The organism is Rivihabitans pingtungensis (assembly GCF_003201855.1).
GTDB lineage: Bacteria > Pseudomonadota > Gammaproteobacteria > Burkholderiales > Aquaspirillaceae > Rivihabitans > Rivihabitans pingtungensis.
Window position 1 is genome coordinate 15,119 of record NZ_QJKI01000030.1, and the last position, 25,120, is coordinate 40,238.

General features: G+C 65.0%; 25 protein-coding genes. 17 read left to right on the plus strand and 8 right to left on the minus strand.

The features are described from left to right. Window positions 1-107 precede the first annotated feature (107 nt). The 5 genes from msuE (at window position 108) to DFR34_RS15220 (ending at window position 6,401) form a co-directional block, all read left to right on the plus strand. Window positions 108-650, plus strand: coding sequence for an FMN reductase (msuE, locus tag DFR34_RS15200; protein WP_110392006.1), 543 nt, complete (start codon window positions 108-110; stop codon window positions 648-650). A 172-nt stretch (window positions 651-822) separates the two neighbouring features. Then, the gene (locus tag DFR34_RS15205; RefSeq protein WP_110392007.1) at window positions 823-2,079 is read left to right on the plus strand and encodes an acyl-CoA dehydrogenase family protein; all 1,257 of its coding nucleotides are present in this window, start codon (window positions 823-825) and stop codon (window positions 2,077-2,079) included. Window positions 2,080-2,187: 108 nt separating this feature from the next. Next, window positions 2,188-3,441: an SfnB family sulfur acquisition oxidoreductase gene (locus tag DFR34_RS15210; RefSeq protein ID WP_110392008.1), complete on the plus strand. Its 1,254-nt coding sequence runs from the start codon at window positions 2,188-2,190 to the stop codon at window positions 3,439-3,441. A gap of 52 nt (window positions 3,442-3,493) precedes the next feature. Beyond that, window positions 3,494-4,882, plus strand: coding sequence for an LLM class flavin-dependent oxidoreductase (locus tag DFR34_RS15215; protein WP_110392009.1), 1,389 nt, complete (start codon window positions 3,494-3,496; stop codon window positions 4,880-4,882). A 193-nt stretch (window positions 4,883-5,075) separates the two neighbouring features. Further along, complete coding sequence (locus DFR34_RS15220; protein ID WP_110392010.1) at window positions 5,076-6,401, plus strand: ABC transporter substrate-binding protein; 1,326 nt, start codon at window positions 5,076-5,078, stop codon at window positions 6,399-6,401. Window positions 6,402-6,406: 5 nt separating this feature from the next. On the opposite strand, the gene DFR34_RS17280 is transcribed toward DFR34_RS15220, so the two are convergent. Further along, window positions 6,407-6,646 carry an ATP-binding protein gene (locus DFR34_RS17280; protein ID WP_170121698.1) on the minus strand — a complete coding sequence of 80 codons (240 nt, stop codon included), beginning with the start codon at window positions 6,644-6,646 and terminating at the stop codon, window positions 6,407-6,409. Between DFR34_RS17280 and DFR34_RS15225 the strand changes: the two genes are divergently transcribed. From DFR34_RS15225 to DFR34_RS15235, 3 genes are all read left to right on the plus strand, one after another. Further along, the gene (locus tag DFR34_RS15225; protein ID WP_211309448.1) at window positions 6,620-6,811 is read left to right on the plus strand and encodes a hypothetical protein; all 192 of its coding nucleotides are present in this window, start codon (window positions 6,620-6,622) and stop codon (window positions 6,809-6,811) included. The genes DFR34_RS17280 and DFR34_RS15225 overlap by 27 nt on opposite strands. A 199-nt stretch (window positions 6,812-7,010) precedes the next feature. Next, the gene (locus DFR34_RS15230) at window positions 7,011-7,553 is read left to right on the plus strand and encodes a chromate transporter (protein WP_110392011.1); all 543 of its coding nucleotides are present in this window, start codon (window positions 7,011-7,013) and stop codon (window positions 7,551-7,553) included. A gap of 1 nt (window position 7,554) precedes the next feature. Further along, window positions 7,555-8,085 (plus strand): chromate transporter, encoded by a 531-nt coding sequence (locus DFR34_RS15235; RefSeq protein ID WP_110392012.1) that lies wholly within the window; start codon window positions 7,555-7,557, stop codon window positions 8,083-8,085. Between the two features lie 17 nt (window positions 8,086-8,102). On the opposite strand, the gene DFR34_RS15240 is transcribed toward DFR34_RS15235, so the two are convergent. Then, window positions 8,103-8,612 carry a MarR family winged helix-turn-helix transcriptional regulator gene (locus tag DFR34_RS15240; protein ID WP_110392013.1) on the minus strand — a complete coding sequence of 170 codons (510 nt, stop codon included), beginning with the start codon at window positions 8,610-8,612 and terminating at the stop codon, window positions 8,103-8,105. Window positions 8,613-8,798: 186 nt separating this feature from the next. Here DFR34_RS15240 and DFR34_RS15245 point away from each other — a divergent pair, with 186 nt between their 5' ends. The 3 genes from DFR34_RS15245 to DFR34_RS15255 are packed head-to-tail and all read left to right on the plus strand — an operon-like array spanning window position 8,799 to window position 14,470. Then, the gene (locus DFR34_RS15245; RefSeq protein ID WP_110392014.1) at window positions 8,799-9,935 is read left to right on the plus strand and encodes an efflux RND transporter periplasmic adaptor subunit; all 1,137 of its coding nucleotides are present in this window, start codon (window positions 8,799-8,801) and stop codon (window positions 9,933-9,935) included. A 3-nt stretch (window positions 9,936-9,938) separates the two neighbouring features. Next, entirely contained in the window at window positions 9,939-13,064 is a 3,126-nt protein-coding gene (locus DFR34_RS15250; protein ID WP_110392015.1) for an efflux RND transporter permease subunit, read from the plus strand. Beyond that, complete coding sequence (locus tag DFR34_RS15255; protein ID WP_110392016.1) at window positions 13,061-14,470, plus strand: efflux transporter outer membrane subunit; 1,410 nt, start codon at window positions 13,061-13,063, stop codon at window positions 14,468-14,470. The genes DFR34_RS15250 and DFR34_RS15255 overlap by 4 nt, the downstream gene beginning before the upstream one ends. Before the next feature lie 204 nt (window positions 14,471-14,674). Here DFR34_RS15255 and DFR34_RS15260 read toward each other — a convergent pair whose 3' ends face one another. The 3 genes from DFR34_RS15260 to DFR34_RS15270 all read right to left on the minus strand — a co-directional run bounded on the left by DFR34_RS15260 (window position 14,675) and on the right by DFR34_RS15270 (window position 16,994). Beyond that, window positions 14,675-15,484, minus strand: a complete 810-nt coding sequence (locus tag DFR34_RS15260; RefSeq protein ID WP_110392017.1) for a MetQ/NlpA family ABC transporter substrate-binding protein — start codon at window positions 15,482-15,484, stop codon at window positions 14,675-14,677. 105 nt (window positions 15,485-15,589) lie between these two features. Next, window positions 15,590-16,255, minus strand: coding sequence for a methionine ABC transporter permease (locus tag DFR34_RS15265; protein WP_110392018.1), 666 nt, complete (start codon window positions 16,253-16,255; stop codon window positions 15,590-15,592). Window position 16,256: 1 nt separating this feature from the next. Next, on the minus strand, window positions 16,257-16,994 hold the full coding sequence (locus DFR34_RS15270; protein WP_110392030.1) for a methionine ABC transporter ATP-binding protein: 738 nt from the start codon (window positions 16,992-16,994) through the stop codon (window positions 16,257-16,259). 366 nt (window positions 16,995-17,360) lie between these two features. Here DFR34_RS15270 and tauA point away from each other — a divergent pair, with 366 nt between their 5' ends. From tauA to DFR34_RS17795, 6 genes are all read left to right on the plus strand, one after another. Beyond that, window positions 17,361-18,344 carry a taurine ABC transporter substrate-binding protein gene (gene tauA, locus DFR34_RS15275; RefSeq protein WP_110392019.1) on the plus strand — a complete coding sequence of 328 codons (984 nt, stop codon included), beginning with the start codon at window positions 17,361-17,363 and terminating at the stop codon, window positions 18,342-18,344. Window positions 18,345-18,354: 10 nt separating this feature from the next. Beyond that, window positions 18,355-19,152 carry a taurine ABC transporter ATP-binding subunit gene (tauB, locus tag DFR34_RS15280; protein WP_110392020.1) on the plus strand — a complete coding sequence of 266 codons (798 nt, stop codon included), beginning with the start codon at window positions 18,355-18,357 and terminating at the stop codon, window positions 19,150-19,152. Next, window positions 19,152-19,988 carry a taurine ABC transporter permease TauC gene (gene tauC / locus DFR34_RS15285; protein WP_110392021.1) on the plus strand — a complete coding sequence of 279 codons (837 nt, stop codon included), beginning with the start codon at window positions 19,152-19,154 and terminating at the stop codon, window positions 19,986-19,988. Before tauB ends, tauC begins: the two co-directional genes overlap by 1 nt. An 85-nt stretch (window positions 19,989-20,073) precedes the next feature. Next, window positions 20,074-20,907, plus strand: a complete 834-nt coding sequence (gene tauD, locus DFR34_RS15290) for a taurine dioxygenase (RefSeq protein ID WP_110392031.1) — start codon at window positions 20,074-20,076, stop codon at window positions 20,905-20,907. 293 nt (window positions 20,908-21,200) lie between these two features. Then, window positions 21,201-21,527 carry a DMT family transporter gene (locus DFR34_RS15295; RefSeq protein WP_110392022.1) on the plus strand — a complete coding sequence of 109 codons (327 nt, stop codon included), beginning with the start codon at window positions 21,201-21,203 and terminating at the stop codon, window positions 21,525-21,527. A gap of 118 nt (window positions 21,528-21,645) precedes the next feature. Further along, window positions 21,646-21,771 (plus strand): hypothetical protein, encoded by a 126-nt coding sequence (locus tag DFR34_RS17795; protein ID WP_276329698.1) that lies wholly within the window; start codon window positions 21,646-21,648, stop codon window positions 21,769-21,771. Between the two features lie 88 nt (window positions 21,772-21,859). Here the strand turns inward: DFR34_RS17795 and DFR34_RS15300 are convergent, their stop codons facing one another. Genes DFR34_RS15300 through cysT form a run of 3 tightly spaced genes read right to left on the minus strand, consistent with a single transcriptional unit; the run spans window position 21,860 to window position 24,810 of the window. Next, window positions 21,860-22,930 (minus strand): sulfate/molybdate ABC transporter ATP-binding protein, encoded by a 1,071-nt coding sequence (locus tag DFR34_RS15300; protein ID WP_110392023.1) that lies wholly within the window; start codon window positions 22,928-22,930, stop codon window positions 21,860-21,862. 33 nt (window positions 22,931-22,963) lie between these two features. Next, complete coding sequence (cysW, locus tag DFR34_RS15305; RefSeq protein WP_110392024.1) at window positions 22,964-23,929, minus strand: sulfate ABC transporter permease subunit CysW; 966 nt, start codon at window positions 23,927-23,929, stop codon at window positions 22,964-22,966. Window positions 23,930-23,973: 44 nt separating this feature from the next. Beyond that, entirely contained in the window at window positions 23,974-24,810 is an 837-nt protein-coding gene (gene cysT, locus DFR34_RS15310; protein WP_110392025.1) for a sulfate ABC transporter permease subunit CysT, read from the minus strand. Window positions 24,811-25,120 lie beyond the last annotated feature (310 nt).

A 25,120-nucleotide genomic window follows, 5' to 3' on the forward strand; every position in this document is an offset into this window, starting at 1 on the left:
ATCAAATTTGCCGCAAAGAAAATAAATACATTAAAAACAATAAGTTAAATATTGGCACACTTGCTGCAAAGGCCAGTTGCCCATGTTTTTAGCACAGGAGTTTCCCAATGAGCGCCCCGATCAAGCTGGTGGCCGTATCTGGCAGCACCAGCCAACCCTCCCGCAGCGCCGCGCTGCTTGACGCCCTGACCGCCGGCCTGGCGGCTGGCCAAGCGACCGAAATCACCCAGGTGTCGCTGGCCGAGCTGGCGCCGCTGCTGCCGGGCGTGGTGTCGGCCAAGGATGCGCCGCCGGCGCTGGCCCAGGCGATTGCCGCCATCGAGCGCGCCGATGTGCTGGTGGTGGCCGCCCCGGTGTATCGCGGTTCGTATCCGGGCCTGTTCAAGCATCTGTTTGACCTGATCCACCATGAATCGCTGTTCAACGTGCCGGTGCTGCTGGCCGCCAGCGGCGGCAGCGACCGCCACGCGCTGGTGATTGAACACCAGCTGCGCCCGCTGTTTGCCTTTTTCCAGACCCTGACTTTGCCGCTGGGTGTGTACGCCACCGACGCCGACTTTGCCGATTACCGCATCAGCAGCCCGGCGCTGGCCGAGCGCATTGAGCTGGCGGTAAGCCGTGCACGGCCCTGGCTGCGCGCACGCGGCTGAGCGCTGCCCACAAAACCCTCCTGACGTTGTTGTGTGGCCTTGCCGTACAGCTCGTACTGTCTACGGCCACACGCCTAGTCAGGAGCGCTGCGCTGAGTTTTGTGAGCAGCGCTGAGCAGCGCGGCCAAAGCCACATCGCCAACCCGACATCTTGCTGACCAAGGAATCCATCATGAGCGTGAATCCCCCTGTTGTTGAACTGTCCACCGGCGCCGACTACGAAGCCCTGGCGGCGCGCTTTCGGCCGATCTTTGCCCGCATCGCCGAAGGCGAGCTGGAGCGCGAACGCTCGCGCAGCCTGCCCTACGAACCGATTCGCTGGCTGAAAGAAGCCGGCTTTGGCGCGGTGCGCGTGCCGGTGGCGCATGGCGGCGCCGGCGCCTCGCTGCCGCAGCTGTTTCGCCTGCTGATCGAGCTGGCCGAGGCCGACGCCAATCTGCCGCAGGCATTGCGCGGCCACTTTGCCTTTGTCGAAGACCGGCTGAACGCCGCGCCCAGCCCTGAGCGTGACCGCTGGCTGGCGCGCTTTGTCGCCGGCGAGCTGGTGGGCAACGCCTGGACGGAAGTCGGCGACGTGAAAATCGGCGAAGTCATCACCAAGGTGTCGCAACAGGACGGCAAATGGGTGGTGAACGGCCGCAAGTTTTATAGCACTGGCAGTATTTTTGCCGACTGGATCGACGTGTTCGCCCGCCGCGAAGACACCGGCGAAGACGTGATCGCCGCCGTCAGCACCCACCAGACCGGCGTGGTGCAATTCGACGACTGGAACGGCTTTGGCCAGAAAACCACCGGCAGCGGCGCCTCGGTGTTCAATAACGCCGTGGTCGAGCCGGACAATATCCTGCCGTTCTCCAGCCGCTTCAAATACCAGACCGCGCTGTACCAGCTGGTGCTGCTGGCGGTGCTGGCCGGCATCAGCCGCGCCGCCGCCCGCGACGCCGCCGAGGCGGTGCGTGGCCGCACACGGATTTTCAGCCACGGCAACGCCCCGCTGGTGCGCCATGACGTGCAGATCCAGCAAGTGGTCGGTCAGCTGCATGCGCTGGCCTTTGCCGCAGAAGCCACCGCCGTGGCCGCCGCCGAACCGGCGCAGCGCGCCTACGAAGCCCGTTTTGCCGGCGACGCCGAGGCCGAACGCCAGGCCAATATCGACGCTGAGCTGGCCTCGGCCAAGGGCCAACTGGTGGTGGCCGATCTGGCGCTGCGCGCCAGCACCGACCTGTTCAACGCCCTGGGCGCTTCCGCCGCCGTCGCCGATCGCCTGCTGGACCGCCACTGGCGTAATGCCCGCACCGTCGCCACGCACAATCCGCTGGTCTACAAGGCCAAGGTGATTGGCGATTGGGCGATCAACGGCACCGAACCGCCGTATGTCTGGCAAATCGGCGGCAGCCCGGCGGCTGAGACGCCGGCCAAGACCGCCTGACCCTTTCGCACTGATCCAACCCAAGCCCACCCAGCCGAGCCGCCCGCCCGCGGCCCGGCGGGGCAACTTGCGCCCAAAAAGCGCGTTTGACTTCATCAAGGACTGACCATGAGCACCCAAACCGCCACTGCCCGCGTGCGCGTCAACGCCAAAGAACCGTTTGTCGCCCGCCCGAAACCCTCCACCCCGGCACACGTGATCCGTGACGACGCCGAAGCCATTGCCGTGGCCCGCCGCCTGGCCGCGCAGTTCCGCGAAGAATCGGCGCTGCGCGACCGCGAAGGCTGGCTGCCGCTGGACGAAGTGGATGTTTATTCGCAAAGCGGCCTGTGGGCCATCAATGTGCCCAAGGCCTATGGCGGCGCCGGCGTGTCGTACGCCACGCTGGCCGAAGTGGTGAAAATCATCTCCGCGGCGGATTCCAGCATCGCCCAGGTCACCCAGAATCACTACGTGCTGGTCGCCCATATCGACCTGGACGGCACGCCAGAGCAAAAACGCGAGCTGTTCGAGCTGGTGCTCAAGGGCTACCGCTTTGGCAATGCGTTTTCTGAACTGAACAGCCGCAACGTCGCCGCCTTTGAAACCAAGGTCACTGATCTGGGCGACACGGTGGAAGTGAATGGCGAGAAGTTCTACACCACTGGCGCGCTGCTGGCGCACATTGTGCCGATTGTCGCCGTCAACGACGCCGGCGAGGGCTTTTTGGTGTTTGCCGACCGCGAAGCGCCGGGGCTGACGGTGATCAACGACTGGTCGAGCTTTGGCCAGCGCACCACCGCGTCCGGCTCGGTGAAAATCGACAAGGTGCAGGTGGCCAAGTCGCGCGTGGTGCCGATCAAGGCTTTCGACACGCCGACCGCCGCCGGGGCGATTTCGCAAATCATCCAGGCCGCCATCGACGCCGGCATTGCCGACGGCGCCATTGCCGACACCATTGAATTTGTGCGCACCCGCAGCCGCCCGTGGATCGACAGCGGCAAGGAGCGCGCCGGCGAAGACCCGTTCACCATCGCCGCCATCGGCCGGCTGGCCATCACCCAGCACGCCACCGACGCGCTGCTGGCGCGCGCGGGCCAACTGATTGACGCAGCGTTGGTCACCCCGAACGAAGACACCGTGTCGCAGGCCACCATCGCCACCGCCGAAGCCAAGGTGCTGAGCACGGAAAACTCGATCGAAGCCACCAACAAGCTGTTCGAGCTGGCCGGCACCCGCGCCACGCTGGCGGTGTACAACCTGGACCGCCATTGGCGCAATGCCCGCGTGCACACCCTGCACGATCCGGTGCGCTGGAAATTCTTCCATGTCGGCAATTACTACCTGAATCAGGTCAACCCGCCGCGCCATCCGTGGAACTGATCCCGCTTGCCGCCCGCCGCTGCGCCGGCGGTGGGCGGCGGAAAGGCCTCTCATGAGCAAGACCATCCGCTTCAACGCCTTTGAAATGAACTGCGTGGGCCACCAGTCGCCCGGCCTGTGGCGCCACCCGCGCGACCGCTCCTGGCAATACAAGGATCTGGAATACTGGACCGATCTGGCCAAGATTCTGGAGCGCGGTTTTTTTGACGCGGTGTTCATCGCCGACGTCATCGGCTATTACGACGTGTACAAGGGCGACAATCACCACGCCCTGCACCAGGGCGTGCAGATTCCGGTGAACGATCCGCTGCAACTGGCCGGGCCGATTGCCCAGGCCACCAAACACCTGGGCATTGGCGTCACCGCCTCCACCTCGTTTGAACACCCGTACACCTTTGCCCGCCGGCTTTCCACCGCCGACCACCACACCAAGGGCCGGGTGGGCTGGAACATCGTCACCTCCTACCTGGAAAGCGGCGCCAAAAACGTCGGCGAAGCCGGGCTGCGCCGCCACGACAACCGCTATGACGTGGCCAGCGAGTATGTCGAGGTGCTGTACAAGCTGCTGGAAGGCAGCTGGGAAGACGGCGCCGTGGTGCGCGACCGCGAGCGCGGCGTGTTCACCGTGCCAGAAAAAGTCCACGAAATCGGCCACAAGGGCAAATATTTCGACGTGCCCGGCTACCACCTGTGCGAACCCTCGCCGCAGCGCACCCCGGTGTTGTTTCAGGCCGGCGCCTCTGGCGCGGGCAAGGCGTTTGCCGCCGAGCACGCCGAGTGCGTGTTTGTCTCCACCCCCACCCGCGCGGTGCTCAAGGAATACGTGCGCGAGGTGCGCGCCAAGGCCGCCGCCGCCGGCCGCGACCCGCGCAAGCTGCTGGTGTACAACCTGGTGACGCTGATCGTCGATGAAACCGACGCCAAGGCGCAGGCCAAGTTCGAGGAATACCAGCGCTATGTGTCGCGCGATGGCGCGCTGGTGCTGCTGTCGGGCTGGAGCGGCATCGACTTTGGCCAGTACGCCCCCGGCGAGTATGTCCGCCAGGTGGAAACCAACGCCATTATCTCGGTGGTCGAGCATCTGGCGCAGGGCGACAAATCCTGGACCATCGACGAGCTGGCGCAATGGGCCGGCATTGGCGGCCTGGGCCCGGTATTTGTCGGCTCGCCGTCCACCGTGGCCGACATCCTGCAAAGCTGGGTGGAAGACACCGACGTGGACGGCTTCAACCTGGCCTATGCGGTGGCGCACGAGAGCTTTGAAGACGTGGTGAATCACCTGGTGCCCGAGCTGCAACGCCGTGGCGTCTACCCCACCGCCTACCGCGAAGGCACGCTGCGGGAAAAACTGTTCGGCGATGGCCCGCTCTTGCCGGCCGAGCACCCGGCGGCGCAGTACCGCGATATCGAAGCCTACAAGCAACGCGCGCAACACGCGTAAATCCTCAATGCGGCCGCCGTCGGGCGGCCGCGCTGTTTGCTTTAAGCCGCTCACACAGCCCGCCTGGCGTTGTTGTGCGATCTTGTCGTGCGACTTGTGCTGTCGGCGGCCGCACAGCCCGCCAGGCACGCTGCGCAGACTGCTGCGCGGCAAAGTCAGCAGGGTGTGGTGAGCGGCGTCAAGGAGAATCCGGATGAAATTTCCCCTGCACAGCATGGCCCTGGCGCTGGGCCTGAGCCTGGCCAGTCTCGCCCACGCCGCCCCGGCCCAGCCGGCGCAGCAGTATTTTCCGCTGACCAGTTTTCGGGTGGGCCCGTACGCCGCCGGCGGCTCGGGCTTTTTTGGCGGCTTCATCGACTATATGCGGCTGATCAACGAGCGCGACGGTGGCGTCAACGGCGTCAAGCTGACCTGGACCGAATGCGAAACCGAATGGAACGTCGAACGTGGTGTGGAGTGCTACGAGCGCATGAAGGGCGGCCATCAGGGTGCGCCGGCTTCGGTGTTCAACCCGTATTCAGTCGGCATTCTGTACGCCTTGCTGGAGCGCGCCACCGCCGACAAGATTCCGCTGATCACCATCAACCACGGCCGCACCGACACCACCGATGGCCGGGTGTTTCCGTATATTTTCCCCTTGCAGCTGAACCCGTATTCGGAAGTCTCGGCCATCGTCAACTACATCGGCCAGCAGGCCGGCGGGCTGGACAAACTCAAGGGCAAAAAAATCACCGTGATCTATCACGGCTCGCCCTATGGCAAGGAAACCATCCCGATCATTGATCTGCTAGCCAAGAAATACGGCTTTCAGGCCAAGCATGTCGAAGTGCCGCACCCCGGTAACGAGCAGCAGGCGCAATGGCTGGCCATCCGCCGCGATAAGCCGGACTGGGTGATTCTGCGCGGCTGGGGGGTGATGAACCCGGTGGCGATCAAGACCGCGCAAAAGGTCGGCTACCCGGCCAATCGCATCATCGGCAATATCTGGAGTAATTCAGAAGAAGACGTGCGCCCGGCCGGCGACGCCGCCAAGGGCTTTTTGTCGATCACCACTCATCCGTCCGGCACGCAGTTTCCGGTGTTGCAGCAGATCAAGCAGCACGTGATCGACCCCGGCCACGGCAATCTGCCGGCCGAGCGTTTTGGCACGGTGTATTACAACCTGGGCGTGGTCAACGGCATCCTGAATGTCGAGGCGGTGCGGCTGGCGCAGGCCCGGTTTGGGGTGAAAACCTTGTCTGGCGAAGAGCTGCGCTGGGGCTTCGAGCAACTGCGCTTTGACAACAAACGGCTGAAAGAAGTCGGCGCGCTGGGCCTGTTGCAGCCGCTGAAGCTCTCCTGCGCCGACCACGAGGGCGGCGGCGCAGTGCGCCTGCAACAGTGGGATGGCCAGCACTGGCTGCCTGTCAGCGACTGGATTCAGGCCGACCGCGCGCTGCTGCGGCCGATCATCGAGCAATCCGCAGCCAAATACGCCAGGGAAAAAGGCCTCACTCCGCGCCAGTGCGACAAGCCCTGAGTCACTCAGCCAGACGCCGGGCAGGCCGCCAGCCGCACCTCCACCCTTAGCCCACGGCCATGCGCGCCTTCGCTCAGCCGCAAGCTGGCGTCCAGTCCGCGCGCGCACTCGGCCACAATCGCCAGCCCCAGCCCGCAGCCGGGTTCGTTGTGGCCGAGAATCCGGTAAAACCGTTCGAATACCCGCTCGCGCTCGCTGATGGGCTGGCGCGCGTGCGCGTGGCCGACGGCCCCGGCGACAACCACATCGCCCTGCCGCTGGTCACTTCGATGTTCCTCGGCGACCGCTGGGAATACCTGTTCCACCCCGGCCACACCCGGCTGCGCGCCTACGGCGAACGCGCGCTGGCCCCCGGCGAACACTGGCTGGCGCTGCCGGCAGAAGACGTGTGGGTGTTCCCCAGCGCATAAGCGCCGCCCGCCATGCGGTGGGTCGGGCTGGCAGATAGATATTTGCTGACCGATTCAGCCCTGGCATGGCGTGTCAGTTCCCCAGCCTTCGGGCGGGCGCTCTCTCCCCGAGATGCCCGCCATTTTTTGCGGGTTTTTTGTTCACCCTCTCGCGCCATGCGATGATGGCGCCCTTGTCGCCGCCAGGAGAACATCCCTCATGACCCCACTTGTCACCCCCACCGTCTGGCAACTGTTCACCGGGTTTTCCGCCGTCGCCCTGTCCGGTTTTGGCGGGGTGCTGCCGATTACCCGGCGCACCCTGGTGGAAAAACGCCGCTGGCTGGACGAAGCCGAGTTTGTCGAGCTGCTCAGCCTGGGCCAGCTCTTGCCCGGCCCGAATATCGTCAACCTGGCGGTGATGTTTGGCGACCGCCGTCGCGGCCTGCCCGGCGCGCTGGCGGCGGTGGCCGGCTTGTTGACCGGGCCGCTGATGGTGGTGCTCACCCTGGCCAGCCTGCACCAGCGCTATGGCCACCTGCCGATGGTGCAGCACGCCATCAGCGGCATGGCCGCCGCCGCCTGCGGCCTGCTGGTGGCCATGGGCGTCAAAATGGCCTGGCTGCACCCAAAAAACCCGCGCACCGTGGCGGTGGCGCTGCTGGCCATGGCCGCCATCGCCGGCCTGGGCTGGCCGCTGCTCAAGGTGCTGCTGATTGTGGGCCCGATTGCGCTGCTGTGGGCCGCGCGCGAGGAGCGCTGACATGCACGACGAAAGCCTGTGGCTGGAAATCGCCTGGCTGTGTTTATTGATTTCGCTGATGGCCATTGGCGGCGCCAACGCCATGGTGCCGGAGATTCACCGCTATGTGATCGAGCAGCGCGGCTGGATGCGCGGCGACGAATTTGCCGCGCTGTTCGCCATCGCCCAAGCCTCGCCCGGCCCCAATGTGCTGTTCATCACCCTGATCGGCTGGAAAGTGGCCGGCTGGCCCGGCGCGGTGGCCTCCACCGTGGCCATGTGCGGCCCCTCGTCCACCCTGGCGCTGGCCGCCGGGCGCACCATGGCGCGCAACCCGCAATCGCGCTGGCGGCGGGTGATCAAATCCGGCCTGGCCCCGCTGACCATCGGCCTGATCCTGGCCGCCGGCTGGGTGCTCACCCGCAACACCGTGCACAGCTGGGCCGACGCCGCGCTATGCGCCGTGGCGGTGGCCGCCTCGCTGTACGGGCGCATCAACCCGGTGTGGTTGATCGGGCTGGGGGCGGTGGCGGGGGTGGTGTGGGGAGGGTGAGCGCCACGGCAGGGATATCACTGAGCGCCTGAGCACGCTGTCGGCGCATTCTCGTCCGGCACGTCTGCCTCCGCCACCCGCTGCAACAAACCCGTCAGTTGGGTCAGTTCTTCCCCACTCAGCGCCGTGCGCAGCCAGGCGCCGGCCTTGGCCACGGCGTCGGCCATGGCTTGTTCGATCAGCGCCTGGCCGTCGGTGGTCAGCCGCACCGGCTTGATGCGGCGGTCGTCGTCGCGGCATAGCCGGGCAATCAGCCCGCGCGCTTCCAGTTGCGCCATCACCTTGCTCAAGCCGCCTGAGGTCAGCAGCATCTGTTCCAGCAATTGCGAGGGGGTGAGGGTGTAATCCGGTTCGGCGTTGCGCAGGGTGGCCAGCAGGTCGAATTCGGCGCTGGACAGCGCATGTCGGGCCAGTGTTGGCTGCATGGGCTGCAATGAGCGGCGATGTGCCCATTGCAGCCAGAGGAACACCGGCACGGTGTGCGGGTCTAGCGAGACATCCCAGCCGTGGTGTGGCATATGGTTCATTGTCTTGCCCCTTTCTGCGCTGGCGTTGGCACACGCTGTCGGCGGCCATGTAACATAAAGTAAAACCCTACCGGGTATCTTGCTGGAAAGATAATACCAGCATACCCTTACCCCCTTGGTTATCCAACTGAATTCCGGCGCGTCCGCCGCCGGCGCGCCCCCTGATCCAGACAAAGGAATCCCACCATGACGCTTGCCAAGCGCCAATTTTTTTCCAGTCCATCCTTGTCCGCCTGGTTGACCATGGCCTGCGTCGGCGTGGTATTGGCCGGTTGCGGCGAGAAAAAAGCCGACGCGCCGCCGCCGCAAGGGCCGATGCCGGTCACCGTGCTGGACATGCAACCACAAAAAGTGCCCACCCGCGTCGAGGTGATGGGCCAGGCCGAGGGCGCGCGCGAGGCCGAGGTGCGCGCGCGGGTGGGTGGGATTCTGCTCAAGCGCCTGTATCAGGAAGGCGAGCCGGTGAAAGCCGGGCAGGCGCTGTTCCAGATCGACCGCGCCCCGTATGAAATTGCCGCTGCCGAGGCGCGCGCGCGCGCCGAGCAGACCGCGCGCGAAGTGGCGCGGCTGAAGGGGCTGGCCGAGGCCAAGGCGGTGGCGCAAAAAGACTACGACGATGCGGTATCGGCCAATGCCATGGCGCAGGCGGCGCTCAAGCAGGCCGAGCTGAATCTGTCGTGGACCACGGTCACCGCGCCAGTGGCCGGGGTGGCGGGCCGCGCGGTGAAATCCGAAGGCAATTTGATTTCCACCGCCGACAGCCTGCTGACCAATGTGCAGCAGGTGAATCCGGCCTGGGTGCGCTTTTCGCTGGGCGAGGGCGATCTGGCCAGGTTTCCGGCGCGGCGGGTGACGGCCGAAGCGGTGCAGGCGGTGGAGCTGGTGTTGCCGGATGGCTCGGTCTACCCCAAGCGCGGCAAGCTGAACTTTGTGGCCAGCAATATCGACACCACGCTGGGCACACAACAGCTGCGTGCCGAATTCGATAACAGCGAGCAATTGATCCTGCCGGGTCAGTTTGTGCGCGTGCGTCTGGTCACGGGTGAGCGTGACGGGGTGTTCCTGGTGCCGCAAGCTGCGGTGGCGCAAGGCGAGCAGGGCGCGCGGGTGATGACGGTGGGCGCAGACAATAAAGCCACGCCGCGCCCAGTGCAGGCTGGCGAATGGCAGGGCAAGGATTGGGTGATTCTGGGCGGGCTGAAGGCAGGCGATAAGGTGATTATCGACAATCTGATCAAGCTCAAGCCGGGCATGCCGGTCAAGCCGCGCGCGCCGGGCGAGGCTGGCGGCGACAAGCCGGCCGCTGATGGCAAGAAAGGCTAAGCCATGGCCAAGTTTTTTATCAACCGACCGATTTTTGCCTCGGTTATCTCCATCATCATCGTGATTGCCGGGCTGGTGGCCTTGCAGGTATTGCCGATTGCGCAATACCCGCAAATCGCCCCGCCCACCGTGGTGATCACCGCCACCTATCCGGGCGCATCGGCAGAAACCCTGTCCAAGACGGTGGCCGCGCCGATTGAAGAACAGCTCAACGGGGTGGAGAACATGCTGTATTTCACCTCGTCGGCGGCGGCCAACGGCGTGGTGACCATCACCGCTACGTTTGAGGTGGGCACCAATGCCGATATGGCGGCGGTGAACGTCAACAACCGGGTCAAGGCCGCCGAGCCGCGTCTGCCAGAAACCGTGCGGCGCAATGGCGTGGTGGTGCAAAAGCGCTCGACCGACATCCTGCAAGTGGTGGCGCTGAAATCCGACGGCGGCAAATACAACACGCTGTTTTTGTCCAACTACGCCTCGCTGAACATCGTTGATGAACTCAAGCGGGTGAAGGGCGTGGGCGATGTGACGGTGTTTGGCGCGCAGGATTACTCCATGCGCATCTGGCTCAAGCCCGACCGCATGGCCCAACTGGGGGTGACCACCAGCGAAATCGCCGCCGCCATCAACGCCCAGAACGCGCAGAATGCCGCTGGCAAGATTGGCCAGGAGCCGGCGCCGAACGACCAGCAACTGGTGTACACCGTCACTGCCAAGGGCCGGCTGCTCAGCGAAGATGAATTCGGCAATATCGTCATCCGCGCCAGCGGCCCCAGCGGCGTGCTGCGACTGAAAGATGTGGCGCGCATTGAGCTGGGCGCTTACAGCTACGAGCAAAGGGTGACGCTGGACGGCCAGCCGACCATCGCCATGGGCGTGTTCCTGCAAACCGGCGCCAATGCGCTGGAAGTGGCCGACTTGGTACAGGCCAAGATGCAGGAACTGCAAAAGAAATTCCCGCAAGGCATGGGCTATGTGGTGCCAGTGGACAGCACCCGCTTTGTCACCGCCTCGATCAAAGAGGTGAAAAGCACGCTGATCGAAGCCATGGTGCTGGTGATTGCTGTGGTGTTCTTGTTCCTGCAAAGCTGGCGCGCCACGCTGATTCCGATGGTGGCGGTGCCGATTTCGCTGATTGGCACTTTTGCCGGGCTGTGGCTGTTTGGGTTTTCCATCAACACGCTGACCTTGTTTGCCATGGTGCTGGCCATCGGCATCGTGGTGGATGACGCCATTGTGGTGCTGGAAAACGTCGAACGGTTGATGGCGGAAGAAAAACTCTCGCCCAAGCAGGCGGCGATCAAGGCCATGCACGAAGTCACCGGCGCGCTGATTGCCATTGTGCTGGTGCTGTGCGCGGTGTTTGTGCCGGTGGCGTTTCTGGGCGGCATCGCCGGCCAGCTGTACAAGCAGTTTGCCGTCACCGTGGCGGTGGCGGTGGTGCTGTCCGGCGTGGTGGCGCTGACGCTGACCCCGGCTTTGTGTGCGCTGCTGCTGAAAGCCCAGCACAGCGAAAACAAGCTGTTTGCTCCGTTCAACCGCGCGTTTGACCGGCTGACCAATCGCTATACCGGCACGGTGCGTTTTACCCTGCGCCATGGGCTGGTGGGTGTGCTGGTGTTTGCCTGCGTGGTGGGCGCCACCGCGCTGTTGTTCAAGCTGATCCCCGGCGGCTTTGTGCCAGCCGAGGATCAGGGCCGGCTGATTTCGGCCTTGAGCCTGCCTGATGGCGCCACGCTCAAACGCACCGAAGCCACGGGCGAGCGTATGCGCCAGATGGTGGCCAAAGACCCGGCGGTGGAACACACCTTTATTGTCTCGGGTTTTGACTTGATCAGCGGCGGCAATAAAACCAACGCTGGCACGGTGTTTGTCACCCTGAAAGACTGGTCGGAGCGCGAAGGCAAGGCACAAGACATGGTGGGCAAATTCACCGGTTTTGGCATGAGCCAGCCTGATGGCATGGCGCTGGTGTTCAACCCGGCGCCAATCCAGGGCCTGGGCACCACCGGCGGTTTTGAGGTGTATGTGCAAAACCGGGTGGATGGCGATCCGAAAAAGCTGAGCGAGGTGCTGAACGTCTTGATGGACGAACTGAAGAAACACCCGGAATTTACCCGGATTTCTACTTTCTTCCGCCCCACCGTGCCGCAGCTGTTTGTCGAAGTAGACGAACAAAAAGCCATGGCACTGGGCATTGCCATCTCGGATGTGTACACCACGCTGCAAAGCACCATGGGCGCGTACTACGTCAACGACTTCAACAAGGCCGGCCGGGTATACCGGGTGCAGTTGCAAGCCGAAGCGCCGTACCGTATGAAGCCGGACGACATCAACCGGGTGTACGTCAAGAGCCAGAGCAGCCAGGCGATGATTCCGCTGTCGGCCATCGCCACGGTGAAAAACGTGGTTGGCCCCGAGCAGGTGGAGCGCTTTAACGGCTTTATCGCCGCCAAGCTGATGGGCGACAGCAAGCCGGGGGTGAGCTCGGGCCAGGCCATGCAGATTGTCGAAGACGTGGCCGCCGCCACCCTGCCCGAGGGCTACAGCATTGCCTGGACCGGCCAGGCCTTCCAGGAAAAGCGCAGCGCCGGCTCCTCGCTGCAAGCCTTTGGCTTTGCCATCATCATGGTGTTTTTGATTCTGGCCGCCCAGTATGAAAAATGGTCGCTGCCCGTCGCCGTGGTGATGTCGGTGCCGTTTGCGCTGATGGGCGCGCTCACCGCCATCTGGCTGCGCGGCATGCCCAACGATATTTACTTCCAGATTGGCCTGGTGGTGCTGATCGGGCTGGCGTCGAAAAACGCCATCCTGATTGTCGAGTTCGCCGCGCAAAAATACCGCGAAGGCCTGAGCGCGGCCGACGCCGCCATTGAGGCGGCGCGGTTGCGGCTGCGGCCCATCATCATGACCTCGCTGGCCTTTGTGCTGGGCGTGTTCCCGCTGGTCAAAGCCACTGGCGCGGGCGCGGGCGCGCGCCAGTCGATGGGCACCGGGGTGTTTGGCGGCATGCTGGCTGCCACCTTTATCGCCACGCTGTTTGTGCCGCTGTTCTTCAAGTGGCTGGAGCGCGGCAAACAAGTGGATCCGTCGCATATGGATGCCGACGACGAGGAGAAACACCCATGATGGCGCGCATTTCCCCTCTGGCCGCCGCACTGACGGCGCTGACCCTGGCGGGCTGCGCCATCGGGCCGGATTACCACCGCCCCAGCGCCGCGCTGCCGGCCAGCTTTGACGCCTCTCCCACCCGCGCCGCCAGCGCGGCGGTGCAGGCCGACTGGTGGGTGCTGTTTCAAGACCCGATGCTGAACCAGCTGGTCGAGCGCGCCTTGAGCCACAATGCCGACGTGCGGCTGGCGGTGGCGCGGGTGGAGCAGGCCGACGCCGTGGCGCGTGAGGCCGGTGCGGCGTTTTTGCCAGAAATCGACGGCGGCGCCAGCGCCAGCAAAACCCAGGCGAGCACCCGCACCGCCAGCTACTCGGCCAATTCGCCGCGCCTGCGCACCGCGCGCAGCGCCACGCTGAGCACTTCTTACGAGCTGGACGTGTGGGGTCGGGTGCGCCGCGCCAATGAGTCGGTGCGCGCCAGCCTGCTGGCCAGCCAGTACGCGCGCGACGCCGTGCGCCTGTCGGTGGCCGGCGTGGTGACCAGCACCTATCTGAATTTGCGCGCGCTGGATGCTCAACTGGCCGTGGTGGGCGAAACCGTGCGCACGCGCGAGGAAGGCCAGCGGCTGATGCAGCTGCGGCTGAATGCCGGTCTCAGCTCGTTGGTGGATAGCCAGGCAGCGGATAACGCCCTGCACGCTGCCCGCGCCCAACTGGCCGAGCTGCGCCGCCAGCGCGCCTTGTCCGAACACCAGTTGGCCCTGCTGAGCGGCCAGCCAGAACTCAGCCTGGCCGCTGGCGATGTGCGCCAGCTGCCACTGCCGCCGCAACCGCCGGCCGGCCTGCCGGCCGAGCTGATCGAAGCCAGGCCGGACGTGATGCAGGCCGAGCAACAGCTGATTGCCGCCAACGCCAATATCGGCGTGGCCAAAGCCGGATATTTCCCCAAGTTCACCTTGACCGGCAGCAGCGGCAGCGAAAGCCAGACCTTGGCCGATTTGTTCAGTGCCGGCGCGGGCGCGTGGTCGCTGGGGATTTCGGCATTGCTGCCGATTCTGGACTTTGGCCGCACCTCGGCACGGGTGGATCAGGCGCGCGCGCTGAATCAGCAATCGCTGATCAGCTGGCAAAACGCCCTGCAAGTGGCCTACAAAGACGTGCGCGATGCGCTGGTGAATCTGCGCGAAGATGGCGAGGCCGAGCGCGCCCAGGCCAGCCGGGTGGCCAACGCCCGGCACACCCTGGGCCTGGCGCACCTGCGCCTGCAAGCCGGCCACGCCAGCCTGCTGGACGTGCTGGACAGCCAACGCACCTTCAACGATGCCCAACTGGCGCACATCACCACCCGCCAGGCGCAGCTGAACGCCAGCGTCGAGCTGTTCAAGGCGCTGGGCGGCGGCTGGAAGCCCGGCGCCGGCCGTTAGCGTCGCACACACCACCCCGCGCAGCGATCCTGGCCAGACGTGCGGTTACAGGCAGTACAAGCACGTCAGCAGGGTTTTGTTCGCGGCGCGCATAACCCGCAGCGCGGCACGACACAAGGCCCTGCGTGATCCCGCCTGTTTGGCGGGCCGCGCAGGGCCTTGTGTGATCTCCCGCCGCCGGCAGGCGACGGCAGGGCTGACTGATTACTTCCAGCTTTGCGGCAGCTTATAGCCGGCAAAGCGGGTTTTTGCCCAGGCTTTGAACTCCGCCGAGTTGTAAGCGGCGGTGATGTCCTTCACAAAGGGCTTGTTGACGTCCGCCGTGCGCACCACCACCCAGTTCACGTAGGCGTAGCTTTTTTCCAGCGCCAGCGCTTCGGTGAACTTCATGCCCGAGCTGACCGCGTAATTGCCGTTGACCACGGCAAAATCCACGTCACCGCGCGCGCGCGGCAGTTGCGCGGCTTCCAGCGGCACAATCTTGATCTGCTTGAGGTTGTTTTCCACATCGCGCTCGCTGGCGGTCAGCGGATCAATGCCCGGCTTGAGGGTGATCCAGCCCAGGTCGGCCAGCATCACCAGCGCGCGCGCCTGATTGGTCGGGTCGTTGGGCACCGCCACCGTGCTGCCGGCCTTTACCGCCGCCAGCGCCTTTTGCTTGCCGCTGTACAGGCCCAGCGGGCCGGTCGGCACTTGCGCCACCGGGGTCAGCGCCAGCTTGTGCTCTTTGGCGAAGTTATCCAGATAGGGCTTGTGCTGGAAGATATTCACGTCGATCGAACCTTCGGCCAGCGCCAGATTGGGGCGCACATAGTCGGTGAATTCCACCAGCTTGACCTTGTAGCCTTGTTTTTCCAGGATGGGCTTGATCGACTGTTTAACCATATCGCCAAAGTCGCCGACGGTGGTGCCGAACACCAGTTCCGGCTTGGCCGGGTCGGCGGCCAGGGCGGAGGTGGACAGCGCGCCGCTCACGGCCAGGGCCACGGCGAGTTTGAGGAAATGACGACGCATGATGAGCTCCTTATGGGGTGACCGGCGGGATGGCCGCCCGGTCGGTTTGCCGCCGTCCGGGATGCCGGGCGGGGCCTGTTCAAAATTCTGTTTGGTGGGCGACGCTTAACGCTTGTCCAGCGCCTTGGCCAGCCGCGCCCCCAACCACTGGATCAGCTGCACCAACACCACCAGCAGGGCGACCATCGCCAGCATCACATCGGTCTGAAAGCGGTAGTAGCCGTAGCGGATGGCCAGATCGCCAATGCCGCCCCCGCCCACCACCCCGGCCACCGCCGAGTAGCTGAGAAAACTGATGGTCAGAATGGTCAGGCTGGACACCAGCCCGGCGCGCGCCTCGTTGATCAGCACCTTGCGGATGATCTGCCACGGGCTGGCGCCCATGGCTTCGGCGGCTTCCAGCACGCCGCGCGGCACTTCGCGCAGGGTTTGCTCCACCAACCGGGCAAAGTAAGGAATGGCGGCAAACGACAGCGGCACGGCGGCGGCCACCGGGCCGATGGTGCTGCCCACCAGCAGCCGGGTCAGCGGCACCAGCGACACCATCAGGATGATGAACGGAAACGAGCGCACCAGATTCACCAGCCAGCCCAGCACGCCATTCAGCGCGCGATGCGCCCACAGCTGCCCCGGCTGGGTCAGGAACAACACGATGCCCAGCGGCCCGCCCAGCACAATGGCCACCGTCAGGCCAATGCCCAGCATCAGCGCGGTTTCCAGGCTGGCTTGCCAGATTTCCGGGGCCATCGACAGCAAATTACTGAAATCCATCTCACGCCTCCTCCAGCAAGGCCAGGCCAGCCGCGCTGTTCGCCTGCGCCACGCCGTCAATCACCGGGAAGATTTCGGCAATCGTTCCCTGCGTCACCACCGCCGCGCGGTGGCAAATGGCGCGCACCACCGCCATTTCGTGGGTGACGATCACCACGGTCACCCCCAGGCGCTGATTGATGTCGGCCAGGCAGTCCAGAATGCCGCGCGTGGTGGCCGGGTCCAGCGCCGAGGTCGGCTCGTCGGCCAGCAGCACATGCGGACGCGGCGCCAGCGCGCGGGCAATGCCCACCCGCTGCTTTTGCCCGCCGGACAACTGCGCCGGGTAATCGCCGGCGCGATCCGCCAGTCCCACCAACGCCAGGCACTCCGCCACCCGCGCCGCGCGCTCGGCGGCCGGCCAGCCGGCGATTTCCAGCGGAAACGCCACATTGTCGGCCACCGTGCGGTTGGCCATCAGATTGAACTGCTGAAAAATCATGCCGATGTTTTGCCGGGCGCGACGCAAGCCGGCGGCGGGCAGCGCGGTCAGCGTCTGGCCGTCCACCACTACCTGGCCGCCGTCCGGGCGCTCCAGCAGATTGATCAGGCGCAGCAGGGTGGATTTGCCGGCGCCAGACGGGCCGATCAGCCCGAAGATTTCCCCGGCCTGGATATCCAGGTCGCTAGGCGAGAGGGCGGTGAACACGCCGCCGTCCGGGCGGACGAAGCGCTTGCTCACCTGTTTGAGCGCAATCATTGCATTCTGCTCCTGCGGGGTGTGCCCCGCACGCTGCATGCCGCGCCGGGTGGGGCGCGGCAAACCAAAAACCGACGCAGGCGGACGGGGTAACCATCGGCCTGCGCTGTGAATAGTGGTATTACAACCGTCTGCTTAGTAACCGTCAAATTGATTTAGTCATGGTGTTATTCCTGTGGGAAATATAACCAAGGCCAACTCAGCCTCTGCCTAGCGCCGCCTTTAGACCAAAATCTAATAAAAAAAGCTTTTCTTATTTTCATACAGCTTAATCCGACCGCTTGTTACAGTGATTTCACGCATTCCCGGCGCTGGGCTCAGCCCACCGCGCCGGGCGCATCACCTGAACTTCACTGGAGCCCGTTCATGAGTCATCCCGCCTTGAAATCCCTGTATGTCGCCCTGTCCCTGCTGGCGGGAACCGCCAGCGCCGCCGACCCGGTGACCATCGCCTACCAGACCGGCATCGACCCTTCCAAGGTGGCGCAGGCCGATGGCGCTTACGAAGCCGCCACCGGCAGCAAGATCAACTGGCGCAAATTCGAAAGCGGCGCCGAGGTGATTGCCGCCGTCGCCTCGGGCGATGTGCCGATTGGCAATATCGGCTCCAGCCCGCTGGCCGCCGCCGCCAGCCGTGGCCTGCCGATTCAAACCTTTTTGGTGACCGCCGAGATTGGCGATTCCGAAGCATTGGTGGTGCGCAACGGCAGCAATATCAGCGCCCCGAAAGACCTGGTCGGCAAAAAAGTCGCCGTGCCGTTTGTCTCCACCACCCATTACAGCCTGCTGGCCGCGCTCAAGCACTGGGGGGTGGACGCCAGCAAGGTGAACATCGTCAACCTGCGCCCGAGTGAAATCGCCGCCGCCTGGCAGCGCGGCGACATCGACGCCGCCTACGTGTGGGAGCCGGCGCTGGGCACGGCCAAGGCCAGCGGCAAGGTGCTGGTCAGCTCGGCGCAAGTGGGCAAGTGGGGCGCGCCCACTTACGACCTGTGGATTGTGCGCAAGGACTTTGCCGAGAAGCACCCGGAGTTTCTCACCCAGTTTGTCAAAGTCACCGGCGCCGCCTACGCCAAGTACAACGCCGACCCGAAGGGCTATGCCGCCAACAGCGCCAATGTGGACAAAATCGCCCGCCTGACCGGCGCCAAGCCGCAGGACGTGGCGCTCTTGCTGGCCGGCAACACCTATCCGTCGCTCAAGCGCCAGGCCGAGCTGCTGGACAAGCCGTTTGCCGAGGCGGTGGGCAAAACCGCGGAATTCCTGCGCGCGCAAGGCAAGGTGGAGCAGGTGCAATCGTCCTACCTGCCGTATGTCACCTCGCGCTTTGTCAACGCCGCGCTGAAGTAAGGAGCCCGCCATGGACGACGATGCGCTGCGCGCCTGGTCGGTCAGCGTGCGCTACCCCGGCCAGCCCGAGCCGGCGCTGGCCGATGTCAGCCTGAGCATTGGCCCGCAGGCGCTCACCGTGGCGCTGGGACCGTCGGGCTGCGGCAAAACCACCTTGCTGAATGTGCTGGCCGGTTTTGTGCCGCCCAGCCAGGGGCGGGTGACGCTGGCCGGCGCGCCCATCACCGGGCCGGGCGCGGATCGCGCCGTGGTGTTTCAGCATGATGCGCTGTTGCCCTGGCTGGATGTGCGCGACAACGTGGCTTTTGCGCTGGAGCTGCAAGGCGTGGGCCGGCGCGAGCGCCACGCCCGCGCCGAGGCGCTGCTGGCCGAAGTGGGCCTGGCCCACGCCGCCCGTCAGCCGGTGTGGACCTTGTCTGGCGGCATGCGTCAGCGCGTCGGCATCGCCCGCGCGCTGGCCAGCCCCTCGCGCGCCTTGCTGATGGACGAGCCATTTGGCGCGCTGGACGCTTTCACCCGCGAGCAGATGCAAACCCTGCTGCTGGAAGTCTGGCGGCACAGCGGCCGGCGGATTTTCCTGATTACCCACGACATCGAAGAAGCGCTGTTTCTGGCCACCGAACTGGTGCTGATGTCGCCGGGGCCGGGGCGCATTGTCGAGCGTATCGAGCCGGGGTTCAGCCGCCGCTGGCTGGCCGGCGAACCGGTGCGCGCGCTGAAATCCGACCCGGCCTTTATCGCCCTGCGCGAACACCTGCTGGACACCCTGGCCCGCCATCGGCAGGCGAACGACAAGGAGACCGCGTAATGCCTTCGGTGTTTTCTTCCGCCTTGCCCGGCCTCACCGGGCTGAGCGCGCCGCGCTGGCGGCTGCGCCTGCGTCACCCGCTGACGCTGGGCCTGTTCAGCGTGGCGCTGCTGTGGCTGATCTGGCAAATCGCCGCGGGCAGCGGCTGGATCCAACCCTTGTTTCTGCCGGCCCCGCAAGCGGTGCTGGCCAAGCTGGCGCTGGCCGCCGGCCAGGGCTTTATGGACGCCACGCTGTGGCAACACCTGGCCGCCAGCCTGTCGCGCATCGGCCTGGCCTTGCTGGCCGCCGTGGCGGTGGGCGTGCCGCTGGGCCTGGCCATGGGCGTCAGCCCCGTGCTGCGCGGCCTGCTCGACCCGCTGATTGAGGGCTATCGGCCGGTGCCGCCGCTGGCCTATCTGCCGCTGATTGTCATCTGGTGCGGCATTGGCGAGCTGTCCAAGGTGCTGCTGATTTTTCTGGCCATGCTGGCGCCGATTGTGTTGTCCGCCACCCACGGCGTCACTCGGGTCAGCCCCAGCCGGCTGCGCGCCGCCCAATCGCTGGGCGCCAGCCGCCGTCAACTGCTGTGGCGGGTGGTGCTGCCCACCGCGCTGCCCGACATCCTCACCGGCCTGCGCATCGGCCTGGGCGCCGGCTGGTCCACCCTGGTGGCCGCCGAGCTGGTGGCGGCCACCCGTGGCCTGGGCTTCATGGTGCAGTCAGCGGCGCAGTTTCTGGTCACCGATATGGTGCTGGCCGGCATCGTGGTGATTGGCGGCATCGCCTTTGTGCTGGAGCTGGGCCTGCGCGCGCTGCAACAACGCTTGTGCCCGTGGCACGGCCAGCAGGACTGAGCGCCGCTGAATACCGCCCAATTTTTTAGATCACCTATTGTTTTTCCGCCTGGCCACTGGCGCGCCAGGCGGCAAGGAGCCAAGCATGACCCTGAAACTCACCCGCCTGAGCCCGGCGCTGGGCGCCGAAGTGCACGACGTGGACCTGTCGCAGCCAATCAGCGAGGCGCTGCTGGCCGAGCTGCGCGCCGCCTGGCTGCAACACCAGGTGCTGTTCTTCCGTGGGCAAACCCTGTCACCGCGCCAGCAGCGCGACTTTGCCGCCCGCTTTGGCCCGCTGCACACCCACCCGATCTACCCGCAACACCCGGACGCGCCGGAAATCATGGTGCTGGACACCGAAGCCTTTGACCTGCGCGACAACGCCATCTGGCACACCGACGTCACCTTCAACGCCACCCCGCCGCTGGGCGCAGTGCTGGCGGCGCGCAAGCTGCCGGAAGTGGGCGGCGACACGCTGTGGGCCAGCGGCACGGCGGCGTTTGCCGCGCTGTCGCCCGCGCTGCAAACCCTGCTCACCGGCCTGACCGCCACCCATGACTTTGTGCACTCCTTCCCGCTGGAGCGCTTCGGCACCCGGCCGGAAGACCTGGCGCGCTGGGAGCAAACCCGCCGCGACCACCCGCCGGTCAGCCACCCGGTGATCCGCACCCACCCGGAAACCGGCCAGAAAGCGCTGTTCGTCAACGATGGCTTCACCACCCGCATCAACGAACTCAGCCAGGAAGAAAGCGACGCGCTGCTGCCCTTGCTGTTCCAACACTACGCCAAGCCGGAATTCACCATCCGCTGGCGCTGGCAGGCCGGCGATGTGGCGTTTTGGGACAACCGCGTCACCCAGCATTACGCCACCGACGACTACCGCCCGGCGCACCGCATCATGCACCGTGCCACTATCCAGGGCGATGTGCCGTTCTGAGCGTCATGGCAACTGAAGGCAAGCGGCGGCGCGCCGTGGTCCGTACTGGATGCCCGCCTGCGCGGGCATGACGAGGTGGGGCGCATCGGGCTGTGGGTGTGCAGGTATCTGCTCTGCTGCATGAACATCCCTTAATCCGCGTCATCCCCGCGCAGGCGGGGATCCAGAGGGTTCCACGCAGTGCCACCACGACACCGCGCTTCTGGCCTGACTCGCCAGGCCGTTTTGGTGGATGATGATCCATTTTTCGCTGCCCGCCTCTGCGCGGGCAGCGCTGTTTTCAGGAGTGCAAGATGCAAGCGCATTGGCTGTATCTGGGCGTGGCGATTGTGGCGGAGGTGATCGCCACCTCGGCGCTGAAAGCCACTGAAGGGTTTTCCCGGCTGGGGCCGTCGGTGCTGGTGGTGGTCGGCTATTGCACGGCGTTTTATTTTTTGTCGCTGACCTTGCGCACCCTGCCGCTGGGCGTGGCCTATGCCTTGTGGTCGGGGGTGGGCATCGCCCTGGTGACGGCGTTTGGCTGGCTGTACTACCGGCAAGCGCTGGACGCGCCAACGCTGTGCGGCCTGGCGCTGATTGCCGCCGGGATTGTGTTGATACAGCTGCGTGGCGGCCATTGATTCAGGCTATTGATCTGGCAAAAACAATTGATTGGTTATTTGGCCGTGGCTGGCCGACACTATCAACACGAACTCAAGCAAGGTTCGTGTTGATAGCCTCAGCCAAGGAGAAACCATCATGTCCGCCTTTGTCCACAGCGCCACCGTCCGCGCCCATGTCCATCCTGCGCGTTTCAGCATCGGCAGCCTGATTGCGCTCGGCGGCGCGCTGGCGGTGCTGTCGCGCTTGTTTGGGATGGCCTGAATGCCCGCTGCCATAGCCAACCGGCCATCCCCCGAAGGCGGATGGCCGGCAGCATGTTGATGCAAGCGTAGTGCGCCACGCCAAGTGCTCAGATATTGGCGCCCTCGTCCAAAAACACCGCCAGCTTGCGCGGGCGCACATACACCGTGTCGCCCAGCGCCAGGCGCAGTTGCTGGTAGTCGTCGCGGGTCAGCGCGGCGTCGATCAACTCGCCGCTGCCCTGGCGGCGCAGCTCCACCCGCACAATCGGGCCCACGCTGTGGATATGCTCGATGGTGCCGGTGGCCAGCGCCTGGCCAGCTTCGCGGCTGATTTCCAGATCATGCGGGCGGATATACACACTGGCCTCGCCCTTGCCAGCCGGGGCCTGGCCATCCAGTGGGTGGGCGTAGTCGCCGATTTCCACATGGTTGGCGCCCACTCGGCCGTGAAACAGGTTCACGTCGCCCAAAAACTGGGTGACAAACGGGCTGGCCGGGTGTTCGTAAATCTCTTCTGGCCGGCCCACTTGCTCGATCACGCCGCGATTCATCACCACCACGCGGTCAGAGACTTCCAGCGCTTCTTCCTGGTCGTGGGTGACAAACACGCTGGTGAGGTGGATGTCGTCGTGCAGCTGGCGCAGCCAGCGGCGCAAGTCTTTGCGCACCTTGGCGTCCAGTGCGCCAAACGGCTCGTCCAGCAGCAGCACGCGCGGCTCCACCGCCAGCGAGCGCGCCAGGGCAATGCGCTGGCGCTGGCCGCCGGAGAGCTGATCCGGGTAGGCGTCGGCCAGCCAGTCCAGCTGCACCAGCTTGAGCAGGCGCATCACCCGCTCGCGGATGTCGGCCTTGGCCGGCCGGCTGGCGCGCGGGCGCACGCTCAGGCCAAAGGCCACGTTGTCGAACACGCTCATGTGGCGAAACAGCGCGTAATGCTGAAACACAAAACCCACCTGGCGCTCGGACACCGGCCGCTGGGTGGCGTCCTCGCCGTGGAACAGCACCTGGCCGGCGTCGGCGGTTTCCAGGCCGGCGATGATGCGCAGCAAAGTGGTTTTGCCGCAGCCGGACGGCCCCAGCAGGGCCAGCAGCTCGCCGGATTCCACGGTCAGGCTCAGGTCCTTGAGCACGTCGAATTCGCCGAAGGTTTTGCGCAGATTGCGGATTTCAATACTCATGATGGTTTTCCTGTCGGGTTTTGTTCGCAGTGCTCAGTAGGTTTCCGCCAGCACATGGCCGGGCGCGCCTTTATCGTCTTTATCTTTGCCTTGGGCCGGAGATTTCGCCTCGGCGGCGGCGCGCGCCAGCAGTTCGGTGTGGCCGCGTCCGGCGGCCGGGCGGCTGGCGCGCCATTCCACCAGCGACTTCAGCCCCAGCGTCAGCAAGGCGGTCAGCGCCAGCAGCGAGGCGCAGGCAAAGGCGCCGACAAAGTTGTATTCGTTGTACAAAATTTCCACATGCAGCGGAATGGTGTTGGTTTCGCCGCGAATATGGCCAGACACCACGCTCACCGCGCCAAACTCGCCCATGGCGCGCGCCGTGCACAGAATCACCCCGTACAGCAGGCCCCATTTGACATTGGGCAGCGTCACCCGCCAGAAGGTCTGCCAGCCCGAGGCGCCCAGCACCCGCGCGGCCTGTTCTTCATCGGTGCCTTGTGCCTGCATCAGCGGAATCAGCTCGCGGGCGACAAACGGGAAAGTCACAAACACGGTGGCCAGCACAATGCCCGGCACGGCAAAGATGATTTTCACGTCATGCGCCGCCAGCCACGGCCCCAGCCAGCCCTGCGCGCCAAACAACAGCACGTAAATCAGGCCGGCCACCACCGGCGACACCGAAAACGGCAGGTCAATCAGCGTGATCAACACCTGTTTGCCCGGAAACTCAAACTTGGCGATGGCCCAGGCGGCGGCCACGCCAAACACCAGATTCAGCGGCACGGCAATCACCGTGGTCAGCAGGGTCAGCTTGACCGCCTCCACCGCCTCGGGCTCGACCAGCGCCGCCAGATACAGCTCGAATCCCTTGGTCAAGGCCTCGTAAAACACGCTGACCAGCGGGGTGAGCAGAAACACCGCCAGATACCCCAGCGCCAGCGCGGTGAGCGTCAGTCGCACCCAGGCCGGCTCGGTGGTGCTGCGGCTGCGGCGGTCGGTCGCAGAAGAAAGATTCATGATTCGTCCTCAAAGTGGGAAAGCGGCAGCCAGGTGGGCGGCGGTCAACGGCGGCCCGGGCGGCGGCTGGCCCACCACTGAATCAGGTTGATCGCCAGCAGCAGCACAAAAGAAATCACCAGCATCAGCACGGCAATGGCGCTGGCCCCGGCGTAGTCGTATTGCTCCAGCTTGCTGATGATCAGCAGCGGGGTGATTTCCGACACCAGCGGGATATTGCCGGCGATGAAAATCACCGAACCAAACTCGCCAGTGGCGCGGGCAAAAGCCAGGGTGAAGCCGGTCAGCAGGGCCGGCAGCACCGCCGGAAAAATCACCCGGCGCAGCGTTTGCCAGCGGCTGGCGCCCAGGCAGGCGGCGGCTTCTTCCAGTTCGGTTTCCAGCTCTTGCAGCACCGGCTGCACGGTGCGCACCACAAACGGCAGGCCGATAAAGGTCAGCGCCACCACCACGCCCAGCGGGGTGAACGCCACTTTCAGGCCCAGCGGGGCCAGCAACTGGCCAAACCAGCCATTGGGCGCATACAGCGTGGTCAGCGCGATGCCGGCCACTGCGGTGGGCAGGGCAAACGGCAAATCCACCAGCGCATCAATCAGCCGCTTGCCGGGAAACGGATAGCGCACCAGCACCCAGGCCACCAGCAGGCCAAACACGGCATTGATGGCGGCGGCCAGCAGCGAAGCGCCAAACGACAGCCGCAAGGAAGCCAGCACCCGCTCGGTGGTGACGGTGGCCCAGAATGTGTCCAGGCCGAGCAGGGCGCTTTTGAGCACCAGCGCCGCCAGTGGCAACAGGACAATCAGGCACAGCCAGAACAGGCTGTAGCCCAGCCCCAGGCCAAAGCCCGGCAGCACACTGTGTTGTTTGAATCGGAGCGACATGGGGCACCCGGTAGAAGAAATCGATGGGGACGATTACACCGGTTGCTGCTAGGAACGGTCAAAGCTTAGGAATTTGTGTTTTAGATTAAATTGATCTAAAGAGGCTGGCCACATCTTGTGCAGGGCATCGGCAGGCAGGCGGACACAGGCTGGAGGTGGCGTGGTCAGGTCGGGGGTGAGCGGCTGAGCGCGGCGCAGACTGCGCCGCATCCCGCTAGAGCCTGTTCTGAACTATCCCATAGCGGTAAAATCCAAGCCCCATGGAAAACCGCAAACCTTACCCATCCGATGTCAGCGACGAAGAATGGGC

Excerpts from the sequence above, each read along its gene's own strand:
- msuE (WP_110392006.1), top strand. The coding sequence starts at position 108 with ATGAGCGCCCCGATCAAGCTGGTGGCCGTATCTGGCAGCACCAGCCAA.
- DFR34_RS15205 (WP_110392007.1), top strand. The coding sequence starts at position 823 with ATGAGCGTGAATCCCCCTGTTGTTGAACTGTCCACCGGCGCCGACTAC.
- DFR34_RS15210 (WP_110392008.1), top strand. The coding sequence starts at position 2,188 with ATGAGCACCCAAACCGCCACTGCCCGCGTGCGCGTCAACGCCAAAGAA.
- DFR34_RS15215 (WP_110392009.1), top strand. The coding sequence starts at position 3,494 with ATGAGCAAGACCATCCGCTTCAACGCCTTTGAAATGAACTGCGTGGGC.
- DFR34_RS15220 (WP_110392010.1), top strand. The coding sequence starts at position 5,076 with ATGAAATTTCCCCTGCACAGCATGGCCCTGGCGCTGGGCCTGAGCCTG.
- DFR34_RS15230 (WP_110392011.1), top strand. The coding sequence starts at position 7,011 with ATGACCCCACTTGTCACCCCCACCGTCTGGCAACTGTTCACCGGGTTT.
- DFR34_RS15235 (WP_110392012.1), top strand. The coding sequence starts at position 7,555 with ATGCACGACGAAAGCCTGTGGCTGGAAATCGCCTGGCTGTGTTTATTG.
- DFR34_RS15240 (WP_110392013.1), bottom strand. The coding sequence starts at position 8,612 with ATGAACCATATGCCACACCACGGCTGGGATGTCTCGCTAGACCCGCAC.
- DFR34_RS15245 (WP_110392014.1), top strand. The coding sequence starts at position 8,799 with ATGACGCTTGCCAAGCGCCAATTTTTTTCCAGTCCATCCTTGTCCGCC.
- DFR34_RS15250 (WP_110392015.1), top strand. The coding sequence starts at position 9,939 with ATGGCCAAGTTTTTTATCAACCGACCGATTTTTGCCTCGGTTATCTCC.
- DFR34_RS15255 (WP_110392016.1), top strand. The coding sequence starts at position 13,061 with ATGATGGCGCGCATTTCCCCTCTGGCCGCCGCACTGACGGCGCTGACC.
- DFR34_RS15260 (WP_110392017.1), bottom strand. The coding sequence starts at position 15,484 with ATGCGTCGTCATTTCCTCAAACTCGCCGTGGCCCTGGCCGTGAGCGGC.
- DFR34_RS15265 (WP_110392018.1), bottom strand. The coding sequence starts at position 16,255 with ATGGATTTCAGTAATTTGCTGTCGATGGCCCCGGAAATCTGGCAAGCC.
- DFR34_RS15270 (WP_110392030.1), bottom strand. The coding sequence starts at position 16,994 with ATGATTGCGCTCAAACAGGTGAGCAAGCGCTTCGTCCGCCCGGACGGC.
- tauA (WP_110392019.1), top strand. The coding sequence starts at position 17,361 with ATGAGTCATCCCGCCTTGAAATCCCTGTATGTCGCCCTGTCCCTGCTG.
- tauB (WP_110392020.1), top strand. The coding sequence starts at position 18,355 with ATGGACGACGATGCGCTGCGCGCCTGGTCGGTCAGCGTGCGCTACCCC.
- tauC (WP_110392021.1), top strand. The coding sequence starts at position 19,152 with ATGCCTTCGGTGTTTTCTTCCGCCTTGCCCGGCCTCACCGGGCTGAGC.
- tauD (WP_110392031.1), top strand. The coding sequence starts at position 20,074 with ATGACCCTGAAACTCACCCGCCTGAGCCCGGCGCTGGGCGCCGAAGTG.
- DFR34_RS15295 (WP_110392022.1), top strand. The coding sequence starts at position 21,201 with ATGCAAGCGCATTGGCTGTATCTGGGCGTGGCGATTGTGGCGGAGGTG.
- DFR34_RS17795 (WP_276329698.1), top strand. The coding sequence starts at position 21,646 with ATGTCCGCCTTTGTCCACAGCGCCACCGTCCGCGCCCATGTCCATCCT.
- DFR34_RS15300 (WP_110392023.1), bottom strand. The coding sequence starts at position 22,930 with ATGAGTATTGAAATCCGCAATCTGCGCAAAACCTTCGGCGAATTCGAC.
- cysW (WP_110392024.1), bottom strand. The coding sequence starts at position 23,929 with ATGAATCTTTCTTCTGCGACCGACCGCCGCAGCCGCAGCACCACCGAG.
- cysT (WP_110392025.1), bottom strand. The coding sequence starts at position 24,810 with ATGTCGCTCCGATTCAAACAACACAGTGTGCTGCCGGGCTTTGGCCTG.